General features: G+C 73.2%; 20 protein-coding genes and 6 tRNA genes. 14 read left to right on the top strand and 12 right to left on the bottom strand.

Annotated elements, in window-relative coordinates:
- Positions 1–174: 174 nt before the first annotated feature.
- From WMF20_RS32915 to WMF20_RS32925, 3 genes are all read left to right on the top strand, one after another.
- Positions 175–1,941: a protein kinase domain-containing protein gene (locus tag WMF20_RS32915; protein WP_437605811.1), complete on the top strand. Its 1,767-nt coding sequence runs from the start codon at positions 175–177 to the stop codon at positions 1,939–1,941.
- Between the two features lie 212 nt (positions 1,942–2,153).
- Positions 2,154–3,203, top strand: coding sequence for a tetratricopeptide repeat protein (locus WMF20_RS32920; RefSeq protein ID WP_437605812.1), 1,050 nt, complete (start codon positions 2,154–2,156; stop codon positions 3,201–3,203).
- A gap of 1 nt (position 3,204) precedes the next feature.
- Positions 3,205–5,019 (top strand): hypothetical protein, encoded by a 1,815-nt coding sequence (locus WMF20_RS32925; RefSeq protein ID WP_437605813.1) that lies wholly within the window; start codon positions 3,205–3,207, stop codon positions 5,017–5,019.
- Between the two features lie 201 nt (positions 5,020–5,220).
- On the opposite strand, the gene WMF20_RS32930 is transcribed toward WMF20_RS32925, so the two are convergent.
- Positions 5,221–5,736, bottom strand: coding sequence for a hypothetical protein (locus tag WMF20_RS32930; RefSeq protein ID WP_437605814.1), 516 nt, complete (start codon positions 5,734–5,736; stop codon positions 5,221–5,223).
- Between the two features lie 369 nt (positions 5,737–6,105).
- A complete protein-coding gene (locus WMF20_RS32935) occupies positions 6,106–6,867 on the bottom strand; it encodes a hypothetical protein (RefSeq protein WP_437605815.1) in 762 nt (253 codons plus the stop codon).
- 677 nt (positions 6,868–7,544) lie between these two features.
- Between WMF20_RS32935 and urtA the strand changes: the two genes are divergently transcribed.
- The 5 genes from urtA to urtE all read left to right on the top strand — a co-directional run bounded on the left by urtA (position 7,545) and on the right by urtE (position 12,611).
- Positions 7,545–8,849: an urea ABC transporter substrate-binding protein gene (gene urtA / locus WMF20_RS32940; RefSeq protein ID WP_129578071.1), complete on the top strand. Its 1,305-nt coding sequence runs from the start codon at positions 7,545–7,547 to the stop codon at positions 8,847–8,849.
- Positions 8,850–8,955: 106 nt separating this feature from the next.
- Positions 8,956–9,852 (top strand): urea ABC transporter permease subunit UrtB, encoded by an 897-nt coding sequence (gene urtB / locus WMF20_RS32945; protein ID WP_437605816.1) that lies wholly within the window; start codon positions 8,956–8,958, stop codon positions 9,850–9,852.
- A 14-nt stretch (positions 9,853–9,866) separates the two neighbouring features.
- Entirely contained in the window at positions 9,867–11,027 is a 1,161-nt protein-coding gene (gene urtC, locus WMF20_RS32950; RefSeq protein WP_437605817.1) for an urea ABC transporter permease subunit UrtC, read from the top strand.
- A 14-nt stretch (positions 11,028–11,041) separates the two neighbouring features.
- Positions 11,042–11,905, top strand: a complete 864-nt coding sequence (gene urtD / locus WMF20_RS32955) for an urea ABC transporter ATP-binding protein UrtD (RefSeq protein ID WP_437605818.1) — start codon at positions 11,042–11,044, stop codon at positions 11,903–11,905.
- A gap of 4 nt (positions 11,906–11,909) precedes the next feature.
- Positions 11,910–12,611 carry an urea ABC transporter ATP-binding subunit UrtE gene (urtE, locus tag WMF20_RS32960; RefSeq protein WP_437605819.1) on the top strand — a complete coding sequence of 234 codons (702 nt, stop codon included), beginning with the start codon at positions 11,910–11,912 and terminating at the stop codon, positions 12,609–12,611.
- Between the two features lie 236 nt (positions 12,612–12,847).
- On the opposite strand, the gene WMF20_RS32965 is transcribed toward urtE, so the two are convergent.
- On the bottom strand, positions 12,848–13,729 hold the full coding sequence (locus tag WMF20_RS32965; protein ID WP_437605820.1) for a DUF4351 domain-containing protein: 882 nt from the start codon (positions 13,727–13,729) through the stop codon (positions 12,848–12,850).
- A gap of 881 nt (positions 13,730–14,610) precedes the next feature.
- On the opposite strand from WMF20_RS32965, the gene WMF20_RS32970 reads away from it, so the two are divergent.
- Together WMF20_RS32970 and WMF20_RS32975 are read left to right on the top strand one after the other, a co-directional pair.
- A complete protein-coding gene (locus WMF20_RS32970; RefSeq protein ID WP_437605821.1) occupies positions 14,611–15,525 on the top strand; it encodes a hypothetical protein in 915 nt (304 codons plus the stop codon).
- A 385-nt stretch (positions 15,526–15,910) separates the two neighbouring features.
- A complete protein-coding gene (locus WMF20_RS32975; RefSeq protein WP_437605822.1) occupies positions 15,911–17,056 on the top strand; it encodes a formylglycine-generating enzyme family protein in 1,146 nt (381 codons plus the stop codon).
- Between the two features lie 9 nt (positions 17,057–17,065).
- On the opposite strand, the gene WMF20_RS32980 is transcribed toward WMF20_RS32975, so the two are convergent.
- Entirely contained in the window at positions 17,066–18,034 is a 969-nt protein-coding gene (locus WMF20_RS32980; protein ID WP_437605823.1) for an ornithine cyclodeaminase family protein, read from the bottom strand.
- A gap of 278 nt (positions 18,035–18,312) precedes the next feature.
- Between WMF20_RS32980 and WMF20_RS32985 the strand changes: the two genes are divergently transcribed.
- The 4 genes from WMF20_RS32985 to WMF20_RS33000 all read left to right on the top strand — a co-directional run bounded on the left by WMF20_RS32985 (position 18,313) and on the right by WMF20_RS33000 (position 22,746).
- Entirely contained in the window at positions 18,313–19,890 is a 1,578-nt protein-coding gene (locus WMF20_RS32985) for a DUF4215 domain-containing protein (RefSeq protein ID WP_437605824.1), read from the top strand.
- Positions 19,891–20,247: 357 nt separating this feature from the next.
- Positions 20,248–21,030, top strand: coding sequence for a hypothetical protein (locus WMF20_RS32990; protein WP_437605825.1), 783 nt, complete (start codon positions 20,248–20,250; stop codon positions 21,028–21,030).
- Between the two features lie 698 nt (positions 21,031–21,728).
- Positions 21,729–22,136: a hypothetical protein gene (locus tag WMF20_RS32995; protein WP_437605826.1), complete on the top strand. Its 408-nt coding sequence runs from the start codon at positions 21,729–21,731 to the stop codon at positions 22,134–22,136.
- Between the two features lie 34 nt (positions 22,137–22,170).
- Entirely contained in the window at positions 22,171–22,746 is a 576-nt protein-coding gene (locus WMF20_RS33000; RefSeq protein WP_437605827.1) for an HPF/RaiA family ribosome-associated protein, read from the top strand.
- A gap of 75 nt (positions 22,747–22,821) precedes the next feature.
- Here the strand turns inward: WMF20_RS33000 and WMF20_RS33005 are convergent, their stop codons facing one another.
- The 8 genes from WMF20_RS33005 to WMF20_RS33040 form a co-directional block, all read right to left on the bottom strand.
- Positions 22,822–25,017 (bottom strand): protein kinase domain-containing protein, encoded by a 2,196-nt coding sequence (locus tag WMF20_RS33005; protein WP_437605828.1) that lies wholly within the window; start codon positions 25,015–25,017, stop codon positions 22,822–22,824.
- A 114-nt stretch (positions 25,018–25,131) separates the two neighbouring features.
- Complete coding sequence (locus tag WMF20_RS33010) at positions 25,132–25,650, bottom strand: HNH endonuclease (RefSeq protein ID WP_437605829.1); 519 nt, start codon at positions 25,648–25,650, stop codon at positions 25,132–25,134.
- Between the two features lie 60 nt (positions 25,651–25,710).
- Positions 25,711–25,783, bottom strand: a tRNA-Phe gene (locus WMF20_RS33015).
- A gap of 71 nt (positions 25,784–25,854) precedes the next feature.
- Positions 25,855–25,928 (bottom strand) — tRNA-Glu (locus WMF20_RS33020).
- A gap of 139 nt (positions 25,929–26,067) precedes the next feature.
- Positions 26,068–26,139: transfer RNA gene (locus WMF20_RS33025), tRNA-Ala, on the bottom strand.
- Between the two features lie 154 nt (positions 26,140–26,293).
- Positions 26,294–26,365: transfer RNA gene (locus WMF20_RS33030), tRNA-Asp, on the bottom strand.
- 7 nt (positions 26,366–26,372) lie between these two features.
- Positions 26,373–26,494 (bottom strand) — tRNA-OTHER (locus WMF20_RS33035).
- A 76-nt stretch (positions 26,495–26,570) separates the two neighbouring features.
- Positions 26,571–26,642: transfer RNA gene (locus WMF20_RS33040), tRNA-Arg, on the bottom strand.
- Between the last annotated feature and the right edge of the window lie 18 nt (positions 26,643–26,660).

A 26,660-nucleotide genomic window follows, 5' to 3' on the forward strand; every position in this document is an offset into this window, starting at 1 on the left:
ACAGCCGACGCGACGCATTGCCTCCCCGGAGAATCGAATCTCACCAGAGCCTGCGGCAAGCGCGAGGAGCGTGGCCCTGCAAGGAACCATCCGGTCCGAGATCGTGGCTGGCCGGTCTGCAATCTCAGAGCGACGGAGTGGGGGGGGCGCGTGGTGAGCGATGAAGAGGGAGTGGTGCCCGTGCACTGCGGCGAGGTCATCGCGGACCGCTATCGGGTCGAGCGGCTGCTCGGGATCGGCGGGATGGGGGCCGTCGTCGCGGCGCGGCACCTGTCGTTGGGCGAGCTCGTGGCCATCAAGTTCATGCGGGCGGAGCACTGCGGGAACGCGGCGCTGCTGAGGCGGTTCCAGCGCGAGGCGCGCGGGATGTTCCGGCTGAAGACCGAGCACGTGCCGCGGGTCTACGACCTGGGCGCGCTCGCGCCGAGGGCGGGGATCGCGCTGCCGGTGCCGTACATCGTGATGGAGCACCTCTCGGGCAACGATCTCCGCTCGATCGTGGAGCGCCGCGGGCGGCTGCCGGTCGACGAGGCGGCCGAGTACGTCCGTCAGGCCTGCGTCGCGCTCATGGAGGCGCACGCGCTCGGGATGGTGCACCGGGACCTGAAGCCCGCGAACCTGTTCCTGACGTACCGGACCGACGGCACGCCGCTCGTCAAGGTGCTCGACTTCGGGGTCGCGAAGTTCACGTTCGCGAGGCCCGAGGAGGACGGGCTCGAGATGACGACGGCGCGGTCGGTCATGGGCTCGCGCCGTTACATGGCGCCCGAGCAGATGCTCACGCCCAAGGACGTGGACCTGCGCGCCGACCTGTGGGCGCTCGGGGTGGTGCTCTACCAGCTCGTGAGCGGCGCGCTGCCGTTCGGCGCGGAGACGCTGGAGCAGCTCGTGCTCGTCGTGTCGGAGCAGGCGCCCCGGCCGCTCCGGAGCGCGTGCGCCGAGCTGCCCGAGGGGTTCGAGGAGATCGTGATGGGCTGCCTCGAGAAGAACCGGGCCCGCCGTCCGGCCTCGGCCCGCGAGCTCGCCGCCGCGCTCTCGCCGTTCGCGCTGCGCGGGCCGCCCGACGCGACGCTGCCCACGGCGGTCCACCGGAGCCAGCCGACGTACACGTGGGTGGACGAGGGGCCGCCCACGAGCGCCGTCCGGCCGCCCACGACCGCCGTCAGGCCGTCGGAGGCGCCGGCATCCGGGGTCCGCCGCCCGAGGCGGGCGTGGCTGATGGCCGGCGCCTTCTCCGCGAGCGCCGCGCTGGCCGCGACCGTCGCGCCGCCCGGGTGGCCGCGCTCGGCGGGGGTCGCGTGGTCCGACGGCGCCAGCGCGCCGCACCTCGCCGGGGTGCCGCAGGGGCTGGCCGCGGAGCCGCTGGGGCTGGCCGGGATGCCGCAGGGGCTGGTCGCGGGGCCGCTGGGGACCACCGCGGCGGACGGGTTGCTCCATGCGCCCCGCGCCGCCGCCGACGGCGTGCTGCACGGCGGCGCCGGCGCGGCGTGCGGCGGGCCCGAGACCGAGGTCAGAGCGGTGCCCCCGGACGCGTGCGACGGGGCCAGCGCCGTCGCGCCGGCGAGGGGCGTGCCGCACGCGCGGGCGGACGCAGGGAGGCCGACGCGGGCGGCCGCGCGCGCGGCGCTCGTAGCCGGCCCGTGGGTGGGCCCGGCGCCGCAGGGGCGATCCGAGCGACAGGAGCCGCCGGCGGCGTTCGGGGATGCGCCCTCGGCAGGGCGCGATGGGACGTCGCGGCGGCCTGGGCCGGCCGAGGTGCCCTCGCCGGCGGCGAGCGCCGCCGCCGCTGCGGGGGCGGCGGGGACGGCGGCCGCGGAGCCGGCGGCGCCGGCGCCGGCGTCCGGCCCGGGCACCGCGACCGGCGCGCCGGTCCCCATGGCGGCGCCCGGCCGCGGCGCGGAAGCCCCGCCGTCGGTAGGCGCGCAGGACAGCCCCTGGTGATCGCCATGTGCCGAGGAGCTCTCCCGAAGGTCAGCAGGTCGCGCCCGCGCGAGCTCGCCTGTGCCCTCGCTGCGCTGTCGTTGCTCCTTTCGCCGGCAAGCGGCACGGCCGCCGAGCCCGGCTTGAGGCCCCCCAACCCGGGTCAGCCCAACCCGGGTCCGTCCGGCTCGGCGCACCTCAACCCGGGTCAGCCCAACCCGGGTCCGTCCGGCTTGAGGCCCCCCAACCCGGGTCAGCCCAACCCGGGTTCGTCCGGCTCGGCGCACCCCAACCCGGGTCAGCCCAACCCGGGTCAGCTCGAGGCGCGCAAGGAGCAGGTGCTCGCGCTGTATCAGGCAGCGAGGCAGCTGCTCGATGCCGGGCGCGTCGCGGAGGCCTGCGCCGTGCTCGAGCAGGGCAGGACCCTCGATCCGACGGCGATCAACCTCCTCCTGCGGCTCGGCGAGTGCCTCGCGCGCGCGGGCAGGACCGCGGGCGCCTGGAACGTCTTCAGCGAGGCCGCGGCCGTCGCGAAGAGCGCGGGCGACCGCCGCGCCGCGCGCGCGGCCGCGCTCGCGTCCGCGCTCGAGCCGCGGCTCTCGCGCATCACCATCGACGTGCCCGCGGCCGCCGCCGCGCCGGGCCTGGAAATCCGGCACGACGGCGTGCTGATCCCGCCCGCGCAGTGGGGACGGGCGCTCCCGGTCGATCCTGGAACGCACACGGTCGAGGCGCGCGCGCCCGGCAGGAGGCGCTGGTCCACCGTGCGCGCCGTCCCGCCGGACGGCGCGCGCGAGCTCGTCCACGTGCCCTCCCTGGAGCACGAGCCGCCCCCGCGCGCGCTCGCCGCGGCGCTGCCCGGCCCCCGCGGGCAGGCGCCTCGCCTCCTGGCGGGCGCCGGCCGCAGCGACGGCGACGGCGACGGCGGCGGGCGCGCGCAGCGGGTGATCGCGCTCGCGAGCGGCGGGGCCGGCCTCGTGGGGCTCGGCCTCGGCGCCGCGTTCGGCCTGGAGGCCATCGCCCGCCGGGACGCCTCGAACCGGGGCCACTGCGACGCGCGGAGCCGCTGCGACGCCGCCGGGGTCGCGCTGCGCGAGGACGCGCAGGCGGCCGGCACCGCCTCGACGATCGCCTTCTCGGCCGGCACCGCCGCGCTGCTCGCGGCCGGCCTGCTCTTCTGGACCGCCCCGCCGAACGCCGCCGCCCCGCCCGCGCGCCGCGCCGCGGCGGCGGCCACGGCCGGCCCCGGGGCGTTCTCGCTCGTCGTGGGCGGGAGCTACTGACATGCGCGCGCGCGGCTCGATCCCGACCGTCGGCCGGCTCTCGCGCGCGGCGCTCGCGGCGCTCGTGGCGCACGGCTGCGCCGGCTGCAACGCGCTGCTCGGGCTCGAGGACGGCATCCTCGTGGAGGAGCGCTGCGAGCCGCTCTCGGCCGTCGCCTGCTACACCGGGCCGCCGGCGACCGAGGGGGTCGGCGCCTGCCGGACCGGCCTCCGGCGGTGCAACGCCTCCGGCGACGGCTACGGTCCCTGCGAGGGCGAGGTCACGCCCGCGCCGGAGCGCTGCGGCAACGCGGCCGACGACGACTGCGACGGCGCGGTCGACGAGGCGGACGGCGGCGCAGGCGGCCCCGCGGCCGGCGGCGGCGACGTCTGCGCCTGCGACCCGGGCGCGGTCGAGGCGTGCCCCTACGGCGGGCCGGCGGGGACCCTCGGCGTCGGCGCGTGCAGCGCCGGCCAGCGGACGTGCGGGAGCGACGGCCGGTGGGGCGCGTGCACCGGCGAGATCACGCCGCGGGCCGAGGACTGCGCCACCCCGGCCGACGACGACTGCAGCGGCGGAGGCGACTGCGGCGCGGTGATCCCCGGCGGGCCCCTCGGCGCGCTCCTCGGCGGCTCCGGCCGCCAGCGGGCGCGCGCGCTCGCGGCGGGCCGGGACTTCGTGGTCCTGGGCGGCGACTTCGAGGGCTCCCTCGATCTCGGCGCCGGCCCCATCGCGACCGGCGCCGATCGGGACGTCTTCGTCGCGCGGATCGAGGCGGACGGCGCGATCGCCTGGGTGCGGCGGCTCGTCGACCGCGGGCACGGCGCGCTGCGGGCGCTCGCGGTGGACGCCGAGGGCGACATCGCGGTCGCTGGCGAGCTCGCCGGGGTGATGGGCGCCGCCGAGCTCACCGCGCCCGAGGCGCAGGGGTTCGTGGTCAAGCTGGACGCCTGGGGCGAGCTGCGCTGGGGCACGCTGGTCTCGGGCAAGCCGCAGGACGTCGCGGTCTGGGCGGCGGGCGACGTCGCCGTAGCGTCGGCGCTCCCCGGGCAAGGTGGGAGCGACGTCGCGATCGCCCGGCTCAGCGCGGGGGGCCGGCAGCTCTGGGAGCGGGTCTTCGGCGGGCCGGGGACGCAGGAGCCGACCGGCGTCGCCGTGGACGCGTACGGGGACGTGCTCCTGACGGGGACCTTCGAGGGGGACCTCCAGTTCGGCGAGGGGGCGCCCCACCTCTCGTCCGCGGGGATGAGCGACGTGTTCCTGGCCAAGCTCGACGAGGGCGGCGAGCACGTCGCGTCGCAGTCCTTCGGCGACGGCCGCCGCCAGTACGGGGGCGACATCGCGATCGGTCCTGGCGGCGAGATCGCGCTGAGCGGGACGTTCGAGGGGCTCCTCGGCCTCGGCGGCAGCGCGCTGTTCTCGGAGGGGTTCTCGGCGTTCGTGGTCGAGCTCGGGGCCGCGCGGGAGCACCGCTTCAGCCGGGCCTACGCCGCGGAGCAGCCGCCGCGCCTCGCGCTCGAGGCGGACGGCGGGCTCGTCCTCGCCGGCACCGTCGAGGGGCCGACCGATCTCGGCGGCGGGCCGCTCGACGGCGTCGGCCGCGGCGGCGACATCGTCGTGGCGCGGCTCGACGCCGAGGGGCGCCACGTGTGGAGCAAGCGGCTCGGCCCCGGCGCCGGGGAGGGCGGCGGGAGCCGGTCCGCGGCGGGCGTCGCGGCGTTCGTGGACCGCGGCCACGTCCTGCTCGCGGGGACCGTCGAGGGGAGCGTGGACCTCGACGGCGTCGCGGCGCAGGCGCGCGCGGCCGACATCCTGCTGGTCCGGCTGGCGCCGTAGATCCCCGGCGGCAGGCTCGACCGCGCGCCGGCCACGCAGGCTCGACCGCGCGCCGACACGGCACCAGACCCAGCCGGCTGGCTCGACCCGCGCCGACAAAAACAGGACAGGCGACCCGCGGGAGGTCGCCTGTCCTGCCCGGCCGGCGCCGGTCGCCCCAGGGTCTCTGGCGCGCGGCGCTCGCTCAGCGTTCGCGAGATCTCACTCGCTGCAGGAGATCAAGCACTCCAGGTACGGGTTGCACTCCTCATCCCCCTCGCAGTCCGCCGCGGCGGCGTCATAGCAGGGAGCGTCATCAGCGAGGCCGTTCAGGCACTCCACGCAGTCGGGGTTCGTCACGTCCGTCATGCCACCTTCGTCGGAGCAGGAGTCGGTCGTGGCATCGGTCGTGTCGCACACGTCGGCGCACGGCGAATCCGCCGCACAGCCGCACTGCGAGAACAAGTAAGCCGCGATGAGCGCGCTCTCATCCGGGAGCTCCTCATCGCAGCACGTCTGACAGGTGGCCGCGGTCTCCTCGGCGCACACACCGGCGCCGCCCTCGCCGCCCGTGCCGCCTTCGCCGCCGGTCCCCGACGTGGTGGTCGTCGTGGTGGTACCCGCGCCGCCGTCGCCGCCCGTGCCGCCCTCGCCGCCGTCGCCGCTGCCGTCGGTGACCGTACAGGCCGCCATCGCACACACGCTGACCAGGATCGCCGCAAAGTTGAAAGCTTTCATCCCTGAATCCTCCGACAAGAAGAGTTGCGCTGCTCATGGGGAAGGACGCGTCGGGCGACGCCGCCCGGCAGCCCTTCCTGTGCACTTCAGCGCCGCCGTTGGCGCCGGGTTCTGTTCCTACACCAGAAATTTACGCGATGGTATCCGCTGCGTGCTCACAGCTGCGCCCCGGGGGCGCCACCCGGCGCTCGTCCGGAGGGTTTGTAGCGGTACGTCGTCCGGACGACCGCGCGGCGCAGCCGAGCTGAGCCGCGAGCTCCAGAGCGCCGGAGCGGCGCGGCGCCTCGGCGGCTTGCTCTGCGCTCCGACGACGTGCTTTGAGCTCCCACGAAGCAGGGAGATCGCGGGCGCCTCGCAGGGCGCGCGGCGCTACGAGCCGCCCGTCGCGCGCCGCATGGCGCAGTCGAGATCGCCCTTGCAGGGATCGCTCGCCGCGCGCGCGCCGCCCTGGCTCGGCGGGGCGGCGCCGCCGCCGGCCGGTCCGCTGCTCTCGGCGCGCCGCGCCGCCGCCTTGCCCGCGCCTCCAGGGGCAGCGGGCCGGGCCTTCGCGCCGCGCGCGGCGCGCTCGTTCGCCCTGTCGCCGCGCTTCGTCGAGGGCGCCGCCGCGCTCTCGGCCTGGGCCGTCGCCTCCACCTTCGGCACGCGCGAGAGCGCCGCGCTCGCCGCGGAGCGCACCCCGGGCTGCGCGGCAGCGCGGAGCGCCTCGCGCGGGGCGCCGAGCCACACCGCGCTCGCCACGACCGCGGCGCCCGCGAGGCCCATGACTCCATGGCGCACGCCCGCCGACCGCCGGCCGCGCGGCGGACGCAGATCGATGGGGACCTCGGAGGGCACGGGCGTGAGATCGGGTGGCCTGAACGCCGGCAGCTCCGGCGCGCCGAACGGGAAGAGATCCAGATAGCTGCTGCGCTGCTGATCATCGCCGGCGGCCAGCCCCTGGATATCCACCATCCCGGAGCCCTTTGGCCCCTGATCCGCCCGCGCGCCCGCCGTCTTCGCGGCGGCCGCCTCCTCCACCGCGAGCAGCGCGCTCAGGGAGATCACCACCGAGTTCTCGTCCCGCGGCCCGGCCGCCACGCCGTTCGGCGCAGCGCCGCCGCTCGAGGATTGCTTCTCCGCATCACCGGACATGGATTTCGTGCTTCCCATACGCTCCACCCCGCCTGCCCTCCGTGTCGTCCGAGCACAGGGCGCAGACAGCATCCACCAATTTACGTGGACTCCTCCGCTCTTGATACAAGTTTTTCGCTGCGCTGGAGAGCGCACCTCATCGCAACAGCGCCGGAGCGCTCAGCGTTCGTGCGCGCCGAGGACAGAGCGCCCCACACCGGTTCGTCGCCAGCGACACCGGCGCGGCGGGTCGGACGCCGGGCCGGCGCTCCGGAGCGACCGTCGTGCCCGGCCGCGCGGGCGCCTGGGACGGCTCCGCCTGCGCGCGCCGCCCCGCCTATCCGCGGCGCCGTTCCGCCCGGCCGAAGCCGAGGTGCGGTCGAGACTCGCTTTGTGATCGGGGACCCCGATTGGCGCTGCGGAAAGCGCGCCTCGTCCCCCGGCCGGTCGACATTTCATCTCGACGAAACGTCGAGGAAACATGGCGCTCGGCATAAGACATTTCACCACGACGTCGTGTCGCTGGCCCCTGTTCGAGGGCCGAACCTCGCTGTGCGGGGCGGTCCTTCGGTGTCCGGCCGGGAGTCTCCAGTTGCCGACTCCCGAGCTTCCCAACGGCTCTTGTGCAGTCGGTTCGCCGCGCCGCGTCGATGCAGGGCATCGAACGCGCACCGGCACCCAAGGAGGATGCGTTGAATATGTTCACGTCTGGGCGAAGCGTTGAGGAGCGGCCGGCGGCGGGCTCCTTTCGGCGGCGGTCGCTCTGCGTCGCGGCGGCGGCCGTCGCCGGCGCGGCCTTGCTCTCCGCCTGCGGCAACGAGGGCAAGGAGGCGCCGGCGCCGGGGGGTTCGCCCGGGGCGGCGCCCGCCTCGGACAGCGCCACCATCAAGGTCGGCGTGCTCCACTCGCTGAGCGGCACCATGTCGATCAGCGAGGTGGCCGTCAAGGACGCGACGATCCTCGCGATCGAGGAGATCAACAAGGCGGGCGGCGTGCTCGGCAAGCAGCTCACGCCGGTGATCGAGGACGGCGCCAGCGACTGGCCCACGTTCAACGAGAAGGCCAGGAAGCTCGTCCAGCAGGACGGCGTCGCGGTCGTGTTCGGCGGCTGGACCAGCGCCAGCCGCAAGGCGATGCTGCCCTCGTTCGAGGAGCTGAACGGCCTGCTCTTCTACCCGGTCCAGTACGAGGGCCTGGAGCAGTCGCCCAACATCTTCTACACCGGCGCCGAGCCGAGCCAGCAGATCGTCCCCGCGGTCGACTACCTGCTCGAGAAGGGCAAGAAGCGTATTTACCTGCTCGGCTCGGACTACGTCTTTCCGCGCACGGCGAACAAGATCATCAAGGCCCAGCTCGCGGCGAAGGGCGGCGAGCTCGCCGGCGAGGAGTACCTGCCGCTCGGCGGGACCGAGGTCAGCACGATCATCAGCAAGATCGGCGCGGCCAAGCCGGACGCGATCTTCAACACGCTGAACGGCGACAGCAACGTGGCGTTCTTCAAGCAGTTCAAGGACGCCGGCTACACCGCCGACAAGGTGCCGGTCCTCTCGGTGAGCGTCGCCGAGGAAGAGGTGCGCGGCATCGGCGCCGACAACATCGCCGGACACCTCGTCTCGTGGAACTACTACCAGACCACGGACACCCCGGAGAACAAGAAGTTCGTCGAGGCGTACAAGGCCAAGTACGGCGCCGCGCGCGTCACGGACGACCCGATCGAGGCGGGCTATTTCGGGGTCTATCTCTGGAAGATGGCCGTCGAGAAGGCGAAGTCGACCGAGGTCGCCAAGGTGAAGGAGGCGGTGAGCGCCGGAGGCATCGAGTACGCCGCGCCCGAAGGGCTGGTCCGGCTCGACGGGAAGAACCAGCACACGTGGAAGACGGTGCGCATCGGCAAGGTCCGGCAGGACGGCCTCATCGACGAGGTCTGGAGCACGGGCAAGGCGATCCAGCCGGATCCGTACCTCACCGCATACCCCTGGGCGAAGGAGCTGGCCGCGAAGTAGCGCGGCCGGCGGCGCGGAGCGCGCAGCGGGCTCGCCGTGATCCCCGCTGTGCCTCCGCGGCTCGAACCTCTCTTGCGCGGCGTCTCAACCTGTTCGGTGCTCTAGCATGAACGAAGTTCTCCTCCACGCCTTCAACGGCCTGAGCCTGGGCTCGATCCTCCTGCTCATCTCGATGGGCCTCGCGTTCTCGTTCGGGCTGATGAACGTGATCAACATGGCCCACGGCGAGTTCATCATGGCGGGGGCCTACACGACGTACGTCGTCGGGCAGCACGTCGCGCCGCTCGTCGGGGGGACGGACGCCGGGCTCTGGTTCCTGCTCGCGCTGCCGGCCTCGTTCCTCGTGGCCGGCGTGCTCGGGCTCTTGCTCGAGCTCTCGATCGTGCGCTTCCTCTACGGCAGGCCGCTCGACACGCTGCTCGCCACGTGGGGGGTCGGCCTCGCGCTGCAGCAGGCCGCGCGCAGCCTGTTCGGCGCGTCCAATGTGCAGGTCTCGAGCCCGTCGTGGCTGAGCGGCGGCGTCGCGCTCTCGGGCGGCGTGCAGCTGCCTTATAAGCGCGTCTTTTTGATCGCCCTCGTGATCGCGTGCATCGCCGCCGTCTACACGTACCTGCACCGCTCCGCGGGTGGCAGGCGCCTCAGGGCGGTGATGCAGAACCGGGAGATGGCCTCGTGCCTCGGCGTCCGCACGCGCCGGGTCGACGCCGCGACGTTCGCGCTCGGCGCGGGGCTCGCCGGGATCGCCGGGTGCGCGCTGACGCAGCTCGGCTCGATCGGCCCGTCGCTCGGGACGAACTACATCGTCGACGCCTTCATGGTGGTCATCCTCGGCGGCCTCGGGCGGCTGCCCGGGACGGCCATCGCGGCGCTCGTGATCGGCGTCGCGAACACGCTGCTCGAGCTGTCGACGACGGCCTCGCTCGGCAAGGCGCTCGTGTTCGCGCTGGTGATCGCCTTCCTGCAGTGGCGGCCGACAGGCCTGCTCGCCCTGCGCACCCGATAGGAGAGGACACGGACATGGCCCCTCGAGACTCCGCCCTTCGCACCTTCCTCTGGACCTGGGGAGCGCCCCTCGCCGTGGCGTTGCCGCTCCTCGTCGCGCCGCTCGTGCTCTCCGACTTCCGGCTGAACCTGCTCGGCAAGTTCCTCACGTTCGCCATCGTCGCCCTCGGCCTCGACCTCATCTGGGGCTACGGCGGGATGCTGAGCCTCGGACAGGGGCTCTTCTTCGGCGTGGGCGGCTACGCGATGGCGATGTATCTGAAGCTGGAGACGTCGGGCTCGCGCCTCCCCGACTTCATGAGCTGGAGCGGCCTCGAGGCGCTCCCGCTCTTCTGGGAGCCGTTCCGCTCGCCGATCGTGGCCCTCTGCGCCGTGGTCCTCGCGCCGATGGCGATCGCGGCCGCGGTGGGCTACCTCGTCTTCCGGAGCCGCGTCCAGGGGGTGTATTTCTCGCTGATCACCCAGGCGCTCACGCTGATCGCGTCGATCCTCTTCGTCGGCCAGCAGGCGATCACGGGCGGCACGAACGGGATCACGAACCTGAAGACGATCTTCGGCTTCGCGCGGGGGGCCGCCTCGACGCAGACGGTGCTCTACTTCGTGACGCTCTTCTGCCTGGGGACGCTGTACCTCCTGTGCCGGCGGCTCACCCAGTCGCGCTTCGGGCGCCTGCTCGTGGCGACGCGCGACGACGAGAACCGGGTGCGCTTCCTCGGCTACAACCCGGTCACGCTGAAGACGCTGGTGTTCGCGCTGTCGGCGGGCATGGCCGGCATCGCTGGCGCGCTGTTCGTCTGCCAGGTCGGCCTCATCTCGCCGTCCTCGATGGGCGTGATGCCGTCGGTCGAGATGGTGACCTGGGTGGCGGTCGGCGGGCGCGGCACGCTGATCGGCGCGGTGGTCGGGGCGATCCTGGTGAGCCTGGGCAAGAGCGCGCTGAGCGAGTCGTACCCCGAGGTGTGGCAGCTCGGCTTCGGCGCGCTCTTCGCGGCGTCGGTCATGCTGCTCCCGACGGGCATCGCCGGCTTCCTGCGCCGCCACGCGGCGCGGCTCGCGCGCCGCGAGGCGAGCGCGGCGGGCCCGGCGGGCGCGCGCGGCGAGGCCGCCGTGGAGGGGCCCGTGGGCGAGGTGGAGGCGGCGGCGCGCGCCGAGGCGCCCGCGACGTCCGGGCGCTGAGGGGAGGAGCGGACATGAGCGGAGATCAGCGCGAGAGCGAGCAGAGGAGCGATGGGATGAGCCGCGGCAACATCGTCGAGGTCCAGCAGGTGACGGTGAGCTTCGACGGCTTCAAGGTGCTGGACGGGCTCGACTTCTCCATCCAGCGCGGGGAGCTCAGGTTCCTGATCGGCCCGAACGGCGCCGGGAAGACGACGCTGCTCGACATCCTCACCGGGAAGACGAAGCCGTCGAGCGGGCGTGTGGTGTTCCACGGAGGTGGGGAGTCGGGGCGGGAGGCGGTCGAGGCGCACCGGCTGCCGGAGCACGCCCTGGTCCGGCTCGGGATCGGGCGGAAGTTCCAGACGCCGGCGGTGTTCGGCAGCCTCACGGTGCTCGAGAACCTCGAGGCGGCGATGGGCTTCCGGGAGAGCGCGCCTGGGCTCCTCCGCGGGCTGTCCGCGGAGCAGGAGAAGGAGATCGCCGAGACGCTCGATCGGATCGGGCTCCGGCGGCGCGCCGAGGTGCGGGCCGCGGTGCTCGCGCACGGGGAGCGGCAGTGGCTGGAGATCGGCATGCTGCTCGTGCAGCAGCCGAAGCTGCTCCTGCTCGACGAGCCGGTGGCGGGGATGACCCGGCGCGAGCGCGATCGCACCGGGGAGCTCGTCCAGGAGATCGCGAAGGAGCGGTCGGTGCTTGTCGTGGAGCACGACATGGAGTTCGTCCGGCGTTACGCGAGCACGGTGACGGTGCTGCACGCCGGCAGGAGGCTGTGCGAGGGGCCGGTCGAGGAGGTCCAGCGCGACGCGAAGGTGATCGAGGTCTACCTCGGTCGGGCGCACGACGCGGGGGGCGCACGCGGCGGCGCCCGGGCCGCGGTCGCGGCGGAGGAGCGGTAGAGAGATGCTGGTGGTCGAGGATCTCGCGGTCTATTACGAGGAGAGCTGCATCCTGTCGCAGGTCAGCCTGGATGTCGCGCCCGGCCGGGTCTCGTGTCTCCTGGGGCGGAACGGGGTCGGCAAGACGACGCTGCTCAAGGCGATCATGGGCGTGCTGAAGCCGCGGCGCGGGAAGGTGGCGCTCGACGGGGCGGATCTCACCTCGAGGTCGCCGAGCGATCGGGCGCGCGCGGGCATCGGCTATGTGCCGCAGGGGCGCGGGATCTTCCCCTACCTGACGGTGCGAGAGAACCTGCTCATGGGCTTCGAGGCCAGGAGCGACTCCGCGCCGAGCCCGGCGGCGCTCGAAGAGATGATGTCCATGTTCCCCATCCTCAAGACGTTCCAGGCGCGGGCGGCAGGGACGCTGAGCGGCGGGCAGCAACAGCAGCTCTCGCTCGCGCGCGTGCTGCTGCGGAAGCCGAAGCTCCTCCTCCTGGACGAGCCGACGGAGGGGATCCAGCCGTCGATCATGCAGGAGATCGGGGAGGTGATCAAAGACCTCGGGAAGAAGGGCGACATGGCGATCCTGCTCGTGGAGCAGTTCTTGGATTTCGCGCTCTCGACGGCGAGCGAGTACTTCATCATGGATAACGGGGGGATCGTGCGGCGGGGGAGCGTGGCGGAGTTCAGCGACGAGATCGCGAGGGAGTTTCTGGCGGTGTGAAGGGGCGGCGCCGGGGCTCCTGACGCTGGCAGCGGCACGTCCGCGGGCAGGTGGCCACAAGGCGCCAACGGCCCGGGACTATGCCAGCGCGTCTTCTACGCTGGTCGCGGTCACCGCCTGGTCGTGCCAGCGGTGCAGGGTGGTCAGCTGAACGGGCGGGCGCGAAGAGCGGCTGCGGCGCGCGCCGCGGGCTCCCCTGCGGCCGAGCCGGCGTGCCGGGCGGCCCGGCGGTCTCCTCAGCTCGGTTGGTCCAGCACCTCGGCGAGCGTCTTCGCGCTGAGCACCCGCTCGGCCCACTGCTCGAGGGTGGCGATCTCGGCTCCCTCGACGCGGGCAACGGCGGCTTCGGGCAGCTCGCCGAAGCGAGCGCGCAGAAGCCGCAGCAGCATGGCACGCTCTCCTTCCCGGCGACCCTCTTGACGCCCCAGATCGCGTCCCTGCGCGACGTACTTCTTGGCGAAATCGCTCTGGTACTCGTAGCCCTTCATCATCGCCTCCAGCGCCCTGCGGGCCGCGTCGTTCAGGGAATTTAGCACGACATCGCCGTAGAACCTGGCCCTGTCCTCGTCGAGCTCCCGGATCGCGGGCAGCACCGCGGCGGCGATCGTCGCTCCCTGCTCGCTGCTGCCGTGCGCCAGGGCGGAGAGCACCGCCAGCTCGGGCCGGCGGGCTGCCTCCGCGGGGTCCGTCACGACCGGAACCGCCTCACGCCCGAGCACCGGCGGCCGCAGGACGAAGCCGGGGATGCCGGTCTCGATCGGCGCTGCGCACCAGGCGGCGACGTGGGGGTCGGGCGCGACGACGAGAAGGCCCACCTGGCAGCGGTGCGCGGCGCGCGCGCCCATGGTGTAGTCGGGCCAGCTGAAGCGCTTTCGTGGATCGATGCCGAGCTGGACCTCGACGATGAGCACCCAGATCGGCGCGTCGCCGTCGAGCAGGACGACGACGAGGTCGGCGCGGTACTCGGCAGGCTGGATCTCGGTCAGGTCGATCGAGGTGAGGCGCGCTCCCGAGTAGGGCGGGAGCGGGACGCCCAGCGCCTCGACGAGGAGCTCGGCGGCGAGCGAGGGGCGGTTCTTGAAGAGATCCACGAGGATCTCGTGGGCCATGGAGGGCATCGCGACGTTGCTCGCAGGCGGTCGAATCCAGGAGTGCGCGGGGTCTCCTCGGCGAAGGTCTGCTTCGCGCCCCCATCGAGGTTGCCCGCGGCGGAGTGATATCAGCGCTCCGGGAGCAGGGCATTCGAAATATCGACGCTGAGCAGCAGAAATGGAGACACGCTTGCGACAGCTCGCGCGTAATGGCGTGAGTCTGCCAGCGGCGGGAGCGGGACCGGTGGGGAAGCCGGCGGCATGGCGACGGGGACCGGAGGGGATGCTGGCGCCGGAGGAGAGGCCGGTGGCAGTGTGATCGGTACCGGAGGGGGCCCGGGCACCGGAGGAGAGGCCGGCGGCGGAACCGGTGGCAGCGGCGGTGGCGCAGAGTGCACGCCGCGAGCCCACGCGGCGGGCGGCGGGCGATCCCGGGATGCCAGCCGGAGCCCACCATGGATCGCCCGGCGATCTCGGGATGGCGGATCTCACCGTCTTTCGTACCAGAGCGGATCCGCGGATGTCCGTTCGCACCGATGCCGGCACGGAGGCGCATCCGCGGAACGTCGCGAGCACGCTCGCCCGCCGCTCTCGCCAGCGCCCCCTGGTGCGGGCTGCGAGCGCCGGCGCGGACCCCGATCGCCAGATCCGCCGCGGTGCCACGCGCCGCTGCGCGGCAGATCGGCGGCCGAGGGCTCGAACCACGCGCCGCGCGCTGCGCCAGCCTCGCCCTGCGCTCGCGACGATCACGGCCCGCTCGCTCCGCCCGTCGGTGACGCCGCGCAGGGCCAACGTCGGCGCCGCCATCACCCCACCGCCGCCGAGATCCTGCCACCGCCTTGATGCCGCCGTTTGCCGCTCGGTAACGTCCTCCGGTTACGCCTCACCCTACCAACCCAGGAGCCGACATGAGCCCTGAACCCAAGAGAATGAACGACCTCTTCGCCGAGATGAAGCCGACCCTGCTCGAGCTCCCCTCGGACGCGCTGGAGCGGCCGCGCGTCTCGCGCGAGCGCGCGCTCCAGCTCACCGCTGCGCTGCGGCAGGAGTTCGCGCCGCTCGTGCCGCGGCTCGCCGAGGAGCTCTCCCCGGCCAAGGCGAAGAAGCGCCGGGCCGACTTCGACGCGCTCGAACCGCGAGCGCTCGTGTTCTACGCCGCGGATCTCGCGGTCGACGCGCCGTGGACCTCGGCGCAGAAGGAGCGCCGGGCGGCGCTCGTCCGCAAGGTCCGCGAGCACGACGAGCTCCTCTCGGCGTGGGCCGTGCCGGTCTTCCGCAAGGACGCCGAGGCGAGCGCGGTCGTCGCCGACATCCAGCGGGGCAAGGGCATCCGCGACGACGCCGAGGACACCGTCCGGCTCGTCGCGCTGTTTCGCGAGCACTGGCCGGCGATCAAGGGCCAGACGCCGGTCAAGGAGAGCTACCTGAACGAGGCCGAGGCCGACGCGACCGAGCTGCTCGGGCTGCTCGACGCCGGCGAGACCTCGGCCAAGGGCTCGCCGCGCGATCTCCGGCAGCGGGCGTACACCCACTGGCTCGCGGCCTACGTCGAGATCTTCCACCTCGGCCGCTACCTGGAGCGGCGCGACCCCGCGGCCGCAGAGCGCTTCCCGGCCGTGGCCGCCGAGCGCGGCGCCGCCGCGCCCCAGCGCGCCGCCGCGCCCCAGCCCCAGACCGCGCCCTCCCCGGCCCCCGCGCCCGCCCCGGCCCCCTCCCCGGCCCCCGCGCCCTCGGCCTCGGCCTCGGCCTCGGCGCCGCCAGCGCCCGCGGCGGCGCCGGTGCGGCCGGCAGCGCCTGCCGGCGGCGATCCGGCGCCCGTCTGAATCCACGGCCGCCGAGCTCGGCCACCTCCTCCTGCGGCGGGGCCCTCGGAGGTGGCCGGATTCGAGCTCGAAGGCGGGAAGAAAGCTCGATGCTCTTCCTGCCTTCCCTCCTTCATGGGAATCGCGCCCGGCATCGACCGCGACGCCGCCTCGCTCGCCCGCGGAGCCGGCCGCGCCGCGGGCCGCGGTGACGTGCGCGCTGGGCTCGCCGCGCTCGACATGGCTCGACATCGACCGAGGAGTCCGGGGACCATGGGCATCCGCCGATGAGCTGCCCGAGCTGGCGCGAGGCGTACGCGCTCTGCGCCGAACGGACCCGTGAGCGAGCTAAGGAGAAGAGATGCGAAGTGTGCGCGCTGGATGGTGGTGGACAGCATCGGCCTTCATGGCCAGCGGTTGCACGGCGCTCCTGGGGCTCGACAAGGACTATCATTCGATGGAGGGCTCGGGCGGCGACGCCGGCTCCGGCGGCGGCGACGCAAGCTCGGGCCGCGGCGGCGCCGGTCATGGCGGCGGCGGCGCTGGAGCGTGCACGCCCGGCGACACGCATTGCTCGGACGACCTGCTGGCGCGGTGCAACGACGACGGCCAGTGGGATGCCCCGGAGCCGTGTCCCGCGGAGGCTCCCGTGTGCCGCGGAGCGGCGTGCGCGACCCCCCCGAGCTGCGAAGGGCTGCCGTCGACGTGCGGTCCCGGCGCGACCGAGAGCTGCTGCGCGAGCGCGGTGGTGCCCGGGGGGACGTTCCACCGCGGCAGCGATCCCGCATACCCGGCGACCGTGAGCGACCTCCGGCTCGATCGCTTCGAGGTGACGGTGGGGCGGTTCCGGAAGTTCGTGGCGGCGTACCCCGCGAGCCAGCCCGCGGCCGACGCGGGAGCGCACCCGAGCATCCCGGGGAGCGGGTGGAACCCGGCCTGGAACGGCGAGCTGCCCGCGGACGCGGCGGCGCTGCGAGCCGCGGTGATGTGCAATCCGGACAACCCGGACATGCGGACGTGGACGGAGGAGGCTGGCGGCCAGGAGCACCTGCCGATGAACTGCGTGAGCTGGTACGTCGCCTTCGCGTTCTGCGCGTGGGACGGGGGCCGCCTCCCGACCGAGGCCGAGTGGAACTACGCTGCGGCCGGAGGGGGCGAGCAGCGGCAGTATCCGTGGTCGAATCCACCAGAGTCGACGACCATCGACCCGAGCTACGCTTCCTACGATTGCAGGGAGAGCGCGGCGCCCGGCTGCACGTTCCAGAGCGACTTCAGCGACATCGTGCCCGTCGGATCCCGCTCGCCGAAGGGCGACGGGCGGTGGACGCAGGCGGATCTCGGCGGGAGCATGCGCGAGTGGACGCTGGATGGATACGGGACCTATCCGGCGGAGTGCGTCGATTGCGCCAACCTGACGGACACCTCGAACCGGGTGGTCCGCGGCGGGAGCAGCTTCGGCACGCCGAGCTACCTGCTGACGTCCGCGCGGGTCAGCGTCGCGCCGTCGGCCCCTTACTACAGCCTCGGCATGCGGTGCGCGAGGAGGCTGTAGGCGCCGCGCTCAGCCGAAGAAGTCGAACGCCGTCCCGGCGCCCCGCTCGCGCGCGGCGGCGTAGATGACGCGCGCGAGCGCCACGTCCTGGATGGCGAGGCCGGTCGAGTCGAACACCGTGATGGCCGCGTCGCCGCGCCCCGCCAGCTTGCCCGCGACGACCTCGCCGAGCGTCCCCTGGAGGTGCTCGCGGTGCAGGGCGCCCTCGTGCAGCGGCACGTTGACCTCGCCGCTCTCGGTCGCCTGCGCCCAGTCGTCGATGATCACGCGCGCGTCCCGGAGGATCTCCGGATCGAGCTCCTGCTTGCCGGGCGCGTCGGCGCCCATCGCGTTGATGTGCGCCCCCGGGCGGACCCACGCGCGCCGCACGACCGGCGCGCGCGCGGGCGTGGACGTGCAGAGGATGTCGCAGCCGGAGGCCTCCTCCACCGAGACGGCGCGCCCGCCCGCCTCGGCCGCGAACCGCTCGCTCGCCTCGCGCGACACGTCGGCGGTGAGCACCTCCAGCCGATCGCCGTAAACGACGCGGTGCGCGTCGAGCAGGAAGCGCGCCTGCACGCCGCAGCCGATGAAGCCGAGCGTCCTCGGGCTCTGCCGCGCGAGGTGCTTCGACGCGATCGCCGCGGCCGCGCCGGTCCGTACCGCCGTGAGGCGGGTCGCATCCATCACGGCGAGGGGCGCCGCCGTGGCCGGATCGCTGAGGATGTAGAGCCCCATGACGGACGGCAGGCCGAAGCGCGCCGGGTTCTTCGGGTGCGAATTGACCCACTTCACCCCGGCCGCCCCTTCGGCGTAGGCCGGCATCGCACGGAGGTCGCCGTCGTGGGCAGGCAGCCCCAGGTACACCTTCGGCGGCATCGCGGCCTCGCCGCGGCCATACGCCGCGAACGCCGCCTCCACAGCGGAGATCGCCGCGTCCATCGCGAGGAGGGAGACCACATCGGACTGGGAGAGGAGCAATGCTTTCTCGGGCTTCATCGGATGCGACCGTACGCGACGCCGCACGCGAACGCACGCGCCCCACGTGCGGACCGGTGTGCGCGCATGCTCCGCCCGCCGCCTCCGTGGGCCCTCTTTTCGCGAAAGGGACGGGTGTCCCGCTCGGATCCAGCGGCCGAGAGCGGCAGTCACGGAGCGCCGGCGACATGAACCGGGGGGTTGGCAGGCCACGCCGTTGCGCTGAAGATGGCGTGGCTGCGCCGTGGGGTGGGGTGCACCCCGCGTCTCGACGATCTCTCTTGTGGTGGAGCGGGTGGATGAACGTACGACTCGTTGCAGGTCTTTTTGTGCTCGCGCTCTCGGCGACCGCCGGATGCGGTGATGATGGAGGCGAAGGGGGCAATGGCGGCTCCGGCGGCGCTGGCGGCGCCGGCGTCACGGGCAGCGGCGCCGGCGCATCGGGCGCGACCAGCACGGGCAGCAGCGGCGGCGCCGAGCCCACCGGCACCGGCGGCGCCGGCGGCACCGGCGGCGCCGAGCCCACCGGCACCGGCGGCGCCGGCGGCGCCGAGCCCACTGGCACCGGCGGCGCCGAGCCCACCGGCACCGGCGGCGGTGGAGGGACGCCCGTCAACTACGGCGCGGCGTGCACCTACCATGGGGCGTGCGACGGCGAGTACTGCATCAAGGAGACCGACTGGGGCTGGCCGGCCGGGTCCTGTGCGGGCCTCTGCGATCCCATCGTGGGCGCCTGCGACGAGGGCGGCGTCTGCGTCGATTTCGGCGATCGGGGCCTGTGCATCCGTCGCTGCAGCACGACCGACGAGTGCCGCGACGGCTACAAGTGCAGCGACATCGGCGGCGAGATCACGGCGTGCATCCCGGCGTGCACCGAGAACGCGCAGTGCGCCGCGCTCGGCCTGTGCGACAGGGGCGACGGCCTCTGCAAGCTCGGCGAGATCGATTGCTCCGACGGCGAGGACGACGAGGGCGACGGCCAGGTCGACTGCGCGGACAGCGACTGCGCGGCCGCCTGCCGCCCGCTCGTCGGCGCAGCCTGCGCGGGCGCTGCGCCGGTGACGACCACGATCGAGGGCGACACGTCGAGCGGCACGAGCGTGCTCCAAGGCAGCTGCACCGGCGCCGGGCCGGAGGAGATCCACGTGTTCACGCCGCCCGCCGGCCAGTCGGGCAAGCTCCTCGTCGTGCTCCGGTCGGAGAGCAACCACGGCCTCTATGCCCGCGCGGCGTGCACGGACGCGTCCACCGAGATCGCGTGCAAGGATGAGCACGTCGCCTCGGGCGCCGAGCCCGAGGCGGAGGAGATCGAGGTCGTCGTGCGCAAGGACCAGGCGGTGCCGATCGTCGTCGACGCCCGCACGCGCGCCGACGCGGGGCCGTACACGCTGGACCTCGTGTTCTCGCCGGCCACCTGCGGCGATGGGATCGTCAGCGAGCCGGAGACGTGCGACGACGGCAACACCGTCGACGGCGACGGCTGCTCCGCCGCGTGCGCCGTGGAGATCGACGACGTCTGCGCGGACGCGCCCGTGGCCATTCTGGGGAACAATGCGGGCGACACGACGGGCGGCACAACGGTGTTCGACGGCACCTGCACCGCCCGTGGCACGCCGGAGAGGCTCCACGCGTTCACGCCGCCGAGCAGCGGCACGCTCAGGCTGGTGCTGTCCTCCGCGACCGACCAAGGCTTCTACGTGCGGACGGGCTGCTCGGGCCGCGAGCTCGCGTGCGTCGAGAGCGAGATCGCCGGCAGGGACGAGAGGCGCTCGATCGCCGTCGAGGGCGGCGTGCCCCTGATCATCTTCGTCGAGGCGTACCGCCTGAGAGACGTGGGGCCTTACACGCTCCGCCTCTCCTTCACCCCCTCTCCCTGAGCTCTGGCGCCGCGCGGCGCGGCGTAGCGCCCCCCGGGCCGGTGGATGAGGTACGCTGCGCGCGTGCCTGCCACCCCTCCTTCAGCTCAGCCATGTCGCCGTGCTCGCCTGGCCGCCGCCGCGCTGCTCGCCGTGTGTGCCTGCCAGCCGGGCGCCGCGTCGCCGGCCCGCGCCCCCCAGGACGCTTCGCTGCACCCCGGCGCCGCGACGCCGTCATCTCACGTCGCCGCCCCGTCCCCGCGGCCCCTGAAAGCGGCCGCGGGCGACAGCGCCGCGCAGCCTGCGCCGACGGCCGCGGGCGATCCAGCGCCGGGAGCCGGCGGGGCGCGCGCATCGTCGCTCGACGGCAGGTCCCCCGTGAAGCTCGCGCCGCCGCCGTTCGGTCAGACGCTCTTCCGGCCCGCGCCGGCCGGGAGCTCCGCCGCCCCGCGCCTCGTGAAGATCGCCGAGCAGAAGAACAAGATCACGGACGAGGCGGCGTGGTTCACCGCGAACGGCCTGTCGCTGCCGACGCTGCAGATTCCGAGCGCGGCCGCGGGCGGGGCGAGCGGCTCCCGTCCCCTCCCCTCCTTCGTTCCCGAGAGCTACCGCGATCAACCGCTCGTCAAGGCGATCGATCACGGCGATCACCTCGCCCTGTTCTACGGCTCGAGCTTCGCCGAGGAGCGCTTCGTCGCGATCCTCGACGCGGCGCACGGGGTCGTCGCCTTCTTCGATTTCGAGAGCTTCCTCACGCCGCCCGAGATCGCTCCCAACGAGGCCGAGTTCGTGCGGGGCCACGTCGGCTGGGCCGTCGTCAAGGACGGCGTGCTCTACGTCTCGTCGGGGCACAGGACGTACGCGGCCTCCTCGAAGGGCAAGAACGCTTACCTGTCAGCCGTCGATCTCGCGTCTGGGCAGCTCCTCTGGCAGAGCGCGCCGCTCGTCTGCAATGCGGAGAACTTCGTCCTCCGCGGAGATCATCTCCTCTGCGGTTACGGCTTCACGGCCGAGCCGGATTTCCTCTATGTCCTCGAGCGCGCCACCGGCAAGGTGGTCTCGAAGCTCTCGCTGAAGAGCGGGCCTGATTACCTCGTCGAGAAGGACGGCAAGCTCTTCGTCCGCACCTACGACACGGATTACGTCTTCGAGATCCGCTGAGCGGCGCTCGGGGCGCGGCCGGCGCGCCCGCCGACGGACGGCCGGGCCGATGCGCCGCGATGCCTGCGTCCAGGCCGACCAGCGCTCGCGCCGACGGCGTCCGGCGCTCCGAACGGCCCGAGCGCGGGGCGCTATGCCTCGCGGGGCTCCTCCGAGCGCGAGGCGAGGAGAGCTCGCGCAGCCTGGCGAGGGGAGCTTGCGAACGCTCGCCCTCGCGCTCGCTCCCCTGGGTGCCGCCCAGCGCCGGCGCGACGCGCCGTGCGCACCTGCTCCCGATCGGCACGGCTGCGGCGCGGCGGGCGAACCACCGAGTCGCTCGGCGCGACCGAAGGCCCGCTGCGGTGGTCAACCCCCGCCGCCTGGTGCTGTCGAGCCCGCTCGCATCGTGCTGCCCCGATTTCCCGGACCGGACAGGCGCGTGGCATTCCGACGAGATGTGACGGAACGACCCGAGATGCCCCGCGTGTCGCAAACTGCCCCAGAGGAGGACGCTCCGCCGCTCCTCGCCACGCTCCCCGCGCCAGCCTGGAGATCCACGACGGACGCAAGAACCTGCGCCTGTCGCGCAGAGCCTGCGCCGCCCTGACCCGACCCGGCGCTGGTCGACCGCGGAGCTCGCCGCCCGCGGCTGCCGCGCGGCGGAGCGACCGTGGCAGCGAACTTGCTACCTGCTCACGTCAAGCACACACGAGGTGTTCATGGTCGCGAAGAGCAACCACTCGGAACCTGCGCAGCAGGCGAAGCAGAAGCATCCCGATGAGCTGCAGCGCGATTTGAGCCCGAACCACATGGCCGGGCAGAACATCGGGGGCGGGCCTTCCACCCTGGATCCGAGCGTGAAGCTCGCGTCGGACATCAAGGAGCCGACGCGCCAGCTTCAGGACTTCACCTCGGGCGAGCTCCGGGAAATCCCGGTCCTGCCCGAGGGGGCCCGGCTGCTGCAGGACGCCGTCTACGTCGACCTGGCCGATCCGGAGCGGCGCGCGTTCCGGGCGACCGCACAGATGCTCGCGAGGTCCGGACAGTACCTGGTACCCAAATCAGACACCCCGCACATGTACTGGAATCGGCTGGTACGAATCAGCGATTCACATCGGCAGCAGTGACGCGTCCCAGCGACGCAGGATGAAAGGAGCGAGCATGCAAGTGGAGCTCACCTTCCGACACATCGACAAAAGCCCCTCGCTCGAGGAGCTGATCCGGGAGCAAGCGAACAAGATCCAGCGCTTCAACGACCACATCAACAGCTGCGCCGTGGTCGTCGAGCGCGACCACGCGAGCCAGGGCACGGGCGGAGAGTACCGGGTGCGCGTCGATCTCCACGTGGCCGGCAAGCACGAGATCGTGAGCGAGGAGCGGGCCGCCAGGAACCTGCTGCCCGCGGCCGTGCGCGACGTCTTCCAGCGCGCCGTCCGCCAGCTGAAGAAGCTCGCGAGCGAGCAGCGGAGCGAGGTGAAGTCCCACCCGGCGCAAGACACGGCCGGCGTCATTTCCAAGCTGTTCAACGACTACGGGTTCATCACGACGATCGATGGTCGGGAGATCTATTTTCACGAGCGAAGCATCGTGTCGGCGCCGTTCTCCGATCTGAAGATCGGCATGGGCGTCGCCTACACGGAAGAGGACGGCGACGAGGGGCCCCAGGCGAGCACGGTGCGGATCGTGGACGCGCGCGGCGGCAATCGCGGTCGCGAGGAGATCCCTACGCTCAGCTAGCCCCGAGCGAAGAGGTCACGGGGCTCGCGCGGGCGGCGCGCGAGCCCTGCTCTCCCTCGTTCCCCCTGCGAGCGGCTATATCGTCGTACCGCGCGGCAACGGCGGGAGAGGCGCCGGCTGCGGCGTCGAGCCCAGCGGGGGCTCGGCCGGCGGCGTCGCGATCTCCTCCTTCTCCTCCTGTACGGGCACCGCGACCCCGTCCCGGGGCGGATCGGGCTGCGGCTGCGCTCTGGGCTGCCGCATGACACACTCCTCGCGCTGCCGCTCGAGCGCGTCGATCCGCTCGGAGGCCTCGTCGAGCTTGCGCTCGAGCCAGCCCACGCGCGCGGACTCACGCCTCAGCTCCGAGAGCGCCGTCCTGAGATCGTGATCTCTCGATCTGAGCGCGGCCCTCGCCCGCTCGCGCTCGCTCTCGGCCTGATCGAGCCGCGCCGCCAGGCGCTCGCGGTCGATCTCGAGGCCGGCGATCTCGCGCTCCAGCGCGCTCTTCGACTGCTCGTAGCGCGCGTCGGCCTCGGCCTTCGCGGCGGCCGCGGCCTGGGCCGCGCGCCTCGCCCGGAGCTCGGCGTTCTCGGCCAGGCGCTTTGCCTCGGTCATCGACTCCTTGGCAGAGTTGGCGCTCTTCGCGTCGTCGCTCGCCTTCATCGCCAGGGCGAGCGCCTCCTCGGTCGCGCGCTGCGCCTCGCTCATCTTCGCGAGCGCCTCCTGCGCCGAAGCGTTCGCGGCCGCCTCGAGGCGGCTGTGCTCGCGCGCGGCGCGCTCGGCGGCCTCCGCCGTCTTGCGCGCCCGCGTCGCGTGCATCCAGAACACGGTGGTCGTCGCGACCATCCCCATCAGGACGACCACGCCGAGGCCGAGGAGCACCCGCGTGAGGCGCTCGCGGCGCGCCTCTGCGGCGGCGGCCGCGTCGAGGAAGCCGCGCTCCAGGCCGGAGAGATCGTCGATGTCCCGGGCCCAGGCGGACAGCTCGTGCAGCGCCTTGCCGCGCGGCAAGAGCCCCGGCGCCCTGCCGCCGGCGACCCATCTCGAGAGCGCCTCGTCGAGCTCCTTCTTCGCCCGGCCGAGCCGGTGAAGCGCGCTCGCCACCTCCGCCATGCGCGGCCGCGCCTCGGGCTCGAACGCCAGAACCCGGTGGACGAGGGCGACGAGATCGGGCGGCGTGGCGGCGCTCATCGGGGGCGGCCACGCGGCGCTCGGCGCGTCGGGCGTCCGCCCCTCGAGCAGCTCATAGAGGATGACGCCGAGCGAGTAGACATCCGCCTTGACGTCCACGCTCCCGGAGTGGCGCTCCTGCTCCGGCGCCATGTAGCTCCTCGTCCCGAGGCCCCACACGCCCTCTTGCGTGAACGGCATCGTGGGCTGTCCCGCGCCCTCGCTCTGCGGCGCGGGCGCGCCTGGCTCGATCGACGCGCGCGACCCGCGCGACGCCGCGAAGGAGACCGCCTCGGGCGGGATCTCGACCGGCGCGGGGTGGATCGCGGGCCTGCCGATGCTCACGACGGGGAGGCTCCGGAGCGCGTCGTCCTCGTGGGCCTCGCGCTCTGGCGTGGCGCTCGCGCCGCCCAGGGCGCTCTCTGGCGTGGCGCTCGCGCCCAGCGCGCTCGCTGGGCCGGTCGTGGCGCCCACCGTCGGCGCCGGCCGCGTCGAGAGCTCGGTGCGGATCGTGGACGCGGACGCGGGCGCGAGGGAGCCTCGCCCCTCGAGCTCCAGCACCTCGGGCAGACCCCCCCAGAGGACCTTCGCGATGCCGAAATCGAGGATCTTGACGCGGCTGCCCCCGGGCGCGAGCTCGTCGTCGACCACCATGATGTTCTCCGGCTTCAGATCGCGGTGGACGACCTTGGACGCGTGGGCCGCGGCCATGGCCGAGGCGATCTGGTAGCCGAGCCGCACCACCTGCCGCGGCCGATCCGCGGGCGGCACGGCCTGCACCCAGTCGCGGAGCCCCCGGCCGTCGAGGTACTCCATCACGATGTAGGGCGAGCCGTCCTCGAGCTCGCCGGAGTCGAAGACGCGGACGATTCCCGGGTGGTTGATGATGTTGACGGCGATCGCCTCCTGCCGGAAGCGGGCCACCACGTCCGGCCGGCGGGCGTAATCGCCGAGCAGCACCTTGATCGCCGCCCGCGCCCGCGTCTTCGGGTGCCGCGCCCGGAACACCCGCCCCATCCCGCCGCGGCCGAGCTCGCCCTCGATGAGCCAGCCGCGCAGGACCGCGGGGAACGGCGCGAGCTCGTCCTCGATGCCGTCGGACGTCGGACGCGTCACCATGCCCGACCATCCTGCACCTGCCCGCCCGGCGGCGGAAGCCCCGAGGCGCGCCGGCGCGCCGGACGCCTCGCCCGTGGGGCGGCGTCGTGGTCGCGCCGGCGCGCGGGGCTCGGGTCATCCCGCGCTCGCGCAGTAGCCTGCCCACACCTCCGGGATGCGCCGCTCGCTCAGGCCCAGGACGGGCGCCGGGGGCAGCCACTTCGGCTTCACCGGGGCGCGGAGCAGCTTCATGCCGGCCTGCTCCGGCGTCCGGCCCCGCTTCATCGTATTGCACGCGTAGCACGAGGCCACGATGTTGTCCCAGACGGTCTTGCCGCCCTGCACGCGCGGGACGACGTGATCATAGTTGAGCTCGCGTGCCTCCTTCTTCACGCCGCAGTACTGGCAGCGGAAGCCGTCGCGCAGCAGGACGTTGACCCTCGAGAACTTCACGCCGCGCTTCATCCCCAGCGTCGGCCGCTTCAGCCGCGCCACCGCGGGCGCCTTGATGGAAAGCGACGGCGACCGGATGACGTCGTCGTACTCCTCGATGATCTCCACCTTGCCCAGGAAGCTCATCGTGACAGCGGTCTGCCACGGGATGACCTTATGGGGCACCATCCACGGCGTCAAAAGCAGCGTCTGCGCGGTCATGGCCCACCTCGTTATCGTCTCTTTCTTTTCATGATGTCGCTCCAGGTCACGCGCGATCGGTGCCCGGGGAGGGAATCGAACCCCCAGTAGGCTGGGTTTTAGCCAGCAGCGTTTGCCGTTTCGCCACCCGGGCAGGGTGTCACCCGTGGGGCTCGCTCGGGCGCGGGCTCCCGAGGAAGCACGCAGGCGAGCGGAGCGGCCCGGCGTCCCCAGCGGGATTCGAACCCGCGTCTCCGGAGCGAAAATCCGGCCGCCTGAGCCGCTAGCAAGATGGGGACGTGGTCACGCGACGAGGACCGCGGGCCGGGGGAGAGCGCCGCGCCGCGCGGTCGCGGGAGACGAACGGACGGGCAAGGGACGCCGTGGGGGACACACGGAACAGGTATGGCGGTAACCCACGAGCTTCGGCCCGTCCGGTGGAGCGACGAGGGGTCGAACCTCGATCCCTGCCGTGCGAGGGCAGTGTTCTCCCGGTTGAACCATCACCCCGGACCAGCGATCATCGCGTCAGATCTTCATCGTCATCTCCTTGTGCATTGGACGGCGAGCCGTCGGTTTCTTTGGACCGAGCTCGCTCTTCTTGGAGGGAGCCGGGCATGAAGCGATCGCGCCGTTTCGCAGGAGCTCTGGAGAGCTCCCGAGGCGCCCCCGAGGAGGGTCGAACTCCCCTCACCTGATCGACAATCAGGCTGCTTCACCAGATGCATACGAGGGCAACGCGGCGCCGCCGGCGGGACTCGAACCCGCGACATCCTAGGTTACGGTAACCGTCCTCCTTCGGCCCGGGTCGGGCAAGCGGGCGGAGAACGGCATTAGGTGCTCTACCAGGCTGAGCTACAGCGGCATGGTCGGGATCCGAGAACCGTCGTCCTTCGGCCCGGGTCGGGCCATGGAGCGGACGACGGAGGGCGGGATCCCGGCGCCCCCGGCGGGACTCGAACCCGCATCGACCGGCTTCGTAGGCCGGCCCCTATCCGATCGGGCTCGGGGGCAGCTCCTGGGAGCGGGAC

The sequence above is a fragment of the Sorangium sp. So ce834 genome (assembly GCF_051521425.1).
Lineage (GTDB): Bacteria > Myxococcota_A > Polyangia > Polyangiales > Polyangiaceae > Sorangium > Sorangium cellulosum_D.